1 tRNA gene and 3 rRNA genes are annotated in these 5,582 nt (G+C 47.5%); all 4 read left to right on the forward strand.

What is annotated here, in order from left to right:
- Positions 1-104: 104 nt before the first annotated feature.
- Positions 105-1,626, forward strand: a 16S ribosomal RNA gene (locus tag AC1DXF_RS29280).
- Between the two features lie 300 nt (positions 1,627-1,926).
- A tRNA-Ala gene (locus AC1DXF_RS29285) sits at positions 1,927-2,003 on the forward strand.
- 275 nt (positions 2,004-2,278) lie between these two features.
- Positions 2,279-5,158, forward strand: a 23S ribosomal RNA gene (locus AC1DXF_RS29290).
- A 305-nt stretch (positions 5,159-5,463) separates the two neighbouring features.
- A 5S ribosomal RNA gene (rrf, locus tag AC1DXF_RS29295) occupies positions 5,464-5,575 on the forward strand.
- Together the 16S, 23S and 5S rRNA genes with 1 tRNA gene alongside form the textbook arrangement of a ribosomal RNA operon.
- Positions 5,576-5,582 lie beyond the last annotated feature (7 nt).

The raw sequence follows: 5,582 nt of genomic DNA on the forward strand, positions 1-5,582 counted from the left end.
GAGGCAAACGGGTTATGATAACAAAAAGTTAGATACTGTATAAAGATATAATTATATACAGATTCTATTATTAATAATAGGGTCAGTGACAAACTAGACATTTTACAATGGAGAGTTTGATCCTGGCTCAGGATGAACGCTAGCGGCAGGCCTAATACATGCAAGTCGGACGGGATAGGAGAGCTTGCTTTCCTTGAGAGTGGCGCACGGGTGCGTAACACGTATGTAACCTACCTTAATCAGGGGGATAGCCTCTCGAAAGAGAGATTAAGACCGCATAACATGTTGATATGGCATCATATTAACATCAAATATTTATAGGATTAAGATGGGCATGCGGAACATTAGCTAGTTGGTAAGGTAACGGCTTACCAAGGCTACGATGTTTAGGGGATCTGAGAGGATGACCCCCCACACTGGTACTGAGACACGGACCAGACTCCTACGGGAGGCAGCAGTAAGGAATATTGGTCAATGGGCGGAAGCCTGAACCAGCCATGCCGCGTGCAGGAAGACGGCCCTACGGGTTGTAAACTGCTTTTGTACCGGAATAAACCTTTGGTCGTGACCAGAGCTGAATGTACGGTAAGAATAAGGATCGGCTAACTCCGTGCCAGCAGCCGCGGTAATACGGAGGATCCAAGCGTTATCCGGATTTATTGGGTTTAAAGGGTGCGTAGGTGGCTTTTTAAGTCAGGGGTGAAAGACGGTAGCTTAACTATCGCAGTGCCTTTGATACTGAAGAGCTTGAATGAACTAGAGGTAGGCGGAATGTGACAAGTAGCGGTGAAATGCATAGATATGTCACAGAACACCAATTGCGAAGGCAGCTTACTATGGTTATATTGACACTGAGGCACGAAAGCGTGGGGATCAAACAGGATTAGATACCCTGGTAGTCCACGCCCTAAACGATGAATACTCGATGTTGGCGATATACGGTCAGCGTCTAAGCGAAAGCGTTAAGTATTCCACCTGGGGAGTACGCCCGCAAGGGTGAAACTCAAAGGAATTGACGGGGGCCCGCACAAGCGGAGGAGCATGTGGTTTAATTCGATGATACGCGAGGAACCTTACCCGGGCTTGAAAGTTAGTGAATTGAGCAGAGACGCTCAAGTCCTTCGGGACACGAAACTAGGTGCTGCATGGCTGTCGTCAGCTCGTGCCGTGAGGTGTTGGGTTAAGTCCCGCAACGAGCGCAACCCCTATGTTTAGTTGCCAGCACGTTAAGGTGGGGACTCTAAACAGACTGCCTATGCAAATAGAGAGGAAGGAGGGGACGACGTCAAGTCATCATGGCCCTTACGTCCGGGGCTACACACGTGCTACAATGGGCAGTACAGAGGGCAGCTACCTGGCAACAGGATGCCAATCTCMWAAAGCTGTTCACAGTTCGGATCGGGGTCTGCAACTCGACCCCGTGAAGTTGGATTCGCTAGTAATCGCGTATCAGCAATGACGCGGTGAATACGTTCCCGGGCCTTGTACACACCGCCCGTCAAGCCATGGAAGCTGGAAGTGCCTGAAGTGCGTAACCGCAAGGAGCGTCCTAGGGTAAAGTCGGTAACTGGGGCTAAGTCGTAACAAGGTAGCCGTACCGGAAGGTGTGGCTGGAATACCTCCTTTCTGGAGCAGTATCGATACAAGTTATTGTAACAAGTTACCTACATGATTATTTCTTAAAATTGGTTGATTGGTTGATTAAGTTAGGTTAGGTTGATTAAGTTGAATGAGTAACATCAGGCAATAAATCACTAACTCACTAATTCAATCCTTCACTAATTAAACCACTGATAATGTAGGGGTCAGCAGTTCAAATCTGCTCGGGACTACAAGCGCAGCGAAGCTGCGAGTGGGCAGTAAACAGTTCACAGTAGGCAGTAAATAACTGCAAACTGAAAACAGCAAACTGCAAACTCATCTTAAGGGGGATTAGCTCAGCTGGCTAGAGCACCTGCCTTGCACGCAGGGGGTCAACGGTTCGAATCCGTTATTCTCCACCATGCCAGTTAGCAGAAGGCAGTTTACAGTGAGCAGTTAAAATAACTGCAAACTGAGAACAGCAAACTGCAAACTGACAAAACGTTCTTTGACATATTGGAAGAAGTAATAAAAAAGAGAAGACAACAGTATAGAGGACTGTTGCAGGCTTTTGAAGATTACGGAAAGGTAAAAAGGAAAAAGGCTTCGGTCTAGCTACTTGCTACTAAGTACTTGATACTAAAAACGGCAACAAGAATCAAAAAGCATACATACCGAGCAAAAGGCGGTATAGTAGAAGAAAGTAAGAAAGGGTACACGGGGGATGCCTTGGCTCTCAGAGGCGATGAAAGACGTGATAAGCTGCGATAAGCTACGGGGATCTGCAAATAAGACTTGATCCGTAGATTTCTGAATGGGGAAACCTAATTAGTTGAAGACTAATTGCATAAATGCGCAAACCTGCTGAACTGAAACATCTAAGTAAGCAGAGGAAGAGAAAATAATAATGATTTCCTGAGTAGTGGCGAGCGAAAGGGAAGAAGCCCAAACCAATTATGTTACGGCATAATTGGGGTTGTAGGACCACAACATGAAAATTAAACAAAACCGGAACGGGGTGGGAAACCCGGCCATAGAGCATGAGAGCTGCGTACGGGTAATGGATGATAGGATAGTGGTATCCTGAGTACCGCGAGGTCGGAGACGCCTTGTGGGAATCTGCCGGCACCATCCGGTAAGGCTAAATACTCCTGAGAGACCGATAGTGAACCAGTACCGTGAGGGAAAGGTGAAAAGAACCCCGAACAGGGGAGTGAAATAGAACCTGAAACCGTGTACTTACAAGCGGTCGGAGCGGACTTGTTCCGTGACGGCGTGCCTTTTGCATAATGAGCCTACGAGTTACTCTTTCCTGGCAAGGTTAAGTGTTTAAGACACGGATCCGAAGCGAAAGCGAGTCTGAATAGGGCGTATAGTCAGGGGAGGTAGACGCGAAACCTTGTGATCTACCCATGGACAGGTTGAAGGTGCCGTAACAGGTACTGGAGGACCGAACCGATAAACGTTGAAAAGTTTCCGGATGATTTGTGGGTAGGGGTGAAAGGCTAATCAAACTGGGAAATAGCTCGTACTCCCCGAAATGTTTTTAGGAACAGCCTGGCGGTTGAGTTAATAAGAGGTAGAGCTACTAATTGGGTGCGGGGGAGTCAAATCCTACCAAATCCAGATAAACTCCGAATGCTTATTAATATACGCTGGAGTGAGGCTCTGGGTGCTAAGGTCCAGGGCCGAGAGGGAAAGAACCCAGACCATCAGCTAAGGTCCCCAAATTACTGCTAAGTTGAACTAACGAGGTCCGATTGCACAGACAGCTAGGATGTTGGCTTGGAAGCAGCCATTCATTTAAAGAGTGCGTAACAGCTCACTAGTCGAGCGATCGGGCATGGATAATAAACGGGCATCAAGCAGTATACCGAAGCTATGGATTTACATTAATGTATCTGGTAGGGGAGCATTCTATATACCGGCGAAGCRGGAGGGACAACCGACTGTGGAGGTTATAGAAAAGCAAATGTAGGCATAAGTAACGATAAGGCGGGAGAGAAACCCGCCCACCGAAAGACTAAGGTTTCCTGATCAACGCTAATCGGATCAGGGTTAGTCGGGGCCTAAGGTGAAGCCGAAGGGCGTAGCCGATGGACAACTGGTTAATATTCCAGTACTTTTTATAACTGCGATGCGGTGACGGAGTAGTGACACTGACGCGAACTGACGGAATAGTTCGTTAAAGGCCGTAGGTATAKGRRMKGTAGTTAAGTACGCAGACCATGCTGAAAGCTGATAGTATACCAAATCTTCGGAGGCGGTAATAGTTCAGGTAATCAGACTTCCAAGAAAACCCGCTAAGCTTCAGGTTATAAAAACCCGTACCGTAAACCGACACAGGTAGTCGAGGAGAGAATCCTAAGGTGCTCGAGTGAATCATGGCTAAGGAACTCGGCAAAATGGCCCTGTAACTTCGGGAGAAGGGGCGCTTTCAGCAATGGAAGCCGCAGTGAAAAGGCCCAGGCGACTGTTTAACAAAAACACATGGCTWTGCAAAATCGAAAGATGACGTATAWGGCCTGACACCTGCCCGGTGCCGGAAGGTTAAGAGGGGATGTTAGKMGCAAKKCGAAGCATTGAATCGAAGCCCCGGTAAACGGCGGCCGTAACTATAACGGTCCTAAGGTAGCGAAATTCCTTGTCGGGTAAGTTCCGACCTGCACGAATGGTGTAACGATCTGGGCGCTGTCTCAGCCATGAGCTCGGTGAAATTGTGGTATCGGTGAAGACGCCGGTTACCCGCAACGGGACGGAAAGACCCCATGCACCTTCACTACAACTTAACATTGATATCGGATACAGGATGTGTAGGATAGGTGGGAGACTGTGATSYRGCTTCGCYAGGAGTYRKTTAGTCAACGTTGAAATACCACCCTTTCTGTATTTGGTGTCTAACTCTGCAATGYGGAGGACATTGTTTGGCGGGTAGTTTGACTGGGGTGGTCGCCTCCAAAAAGGTAACGGAGGCTTTCAAAGGTAAGCTCAGTACGCTTGGTAACCGTACGTGGAGTGCAATAGCATAAGCTTGCTTGACTGTGAGGCAGACAAGCCGAGCAGGGTCGAAAGACGGATATAGTGATCCGGTGGTTCTGCATGGAAGGGCCATCGCTCAAAGGATAAAAGGTACGCTGGGGATAACAGGCTGATCTCCCCCAAGAGCTCATATCGACGGGGAGGTTTGGCACCTCGATGTCGGCTCGTCACATCCTGGGGCTGGAGAAGGTCCCAAGGGTTGAGCTGTTCGCTCATTAAAGTGGCACGCGAGCTGGGTTCAGAACGTCGCGAGACAGTTCGGTCCCTATCTGTTGTGGGCGCAGGAAGTTTGAGTGGGGCTGACCTTAGTACGAGAGGACCGGGTTGGACTAACCTCTGGTGAATCTGTTATGGCGCCAGCTGTATTGCAGAGTAGCTACGTTGGGAATAGATAAGCGCTGAAAGCATCTAAGTGCGAAACTAGCCACAAGATGAGACTTCCATTGAGGGTCGTAGCAGACTACTACGTTGATAGGTCATAGGTATAAAGGTGGTGACATCATAGCCGAGTGATACTAATTGCCCGAAGCTTTCTCATAGCAGGTAATAATGGTGAGGGGTGAGTAGTGAATGGTGAGTAGCAATACTGATCATAAATGAATCCCCTCACTGACAAAAACTAATATTGTTGTTTTCTCTGATTTACTTACTTCTTTCAATAATATGTCATTGTTTGAGATAGTATCAAGTAGTTAGTATCAAGTATCAAGACTTTAGGGTCTGATGTTGACTAAGCTTATATTAAATCGACAAATAAAATATTGTAAGTATAATGGTACTTATCACTTGAGCAAATAAAATCTTGCTACTTGATACTAGCTACTAAATACTAACAAAAGAAATTCAGGTGCCTATATCGGCGGTGTCTACCTCTTCCCATTCCGAACAGAGAAGTCAAGCCCGCCAGAGCCGATGGTACTGCGGTAAAACGTGGGAGAGTAGGTCGGTGCCAGATCTTATCG

The sequence above is a fragment of the Mucilaginibacter sp. P2_A5 genome (genome assembly GCF_056404995.1).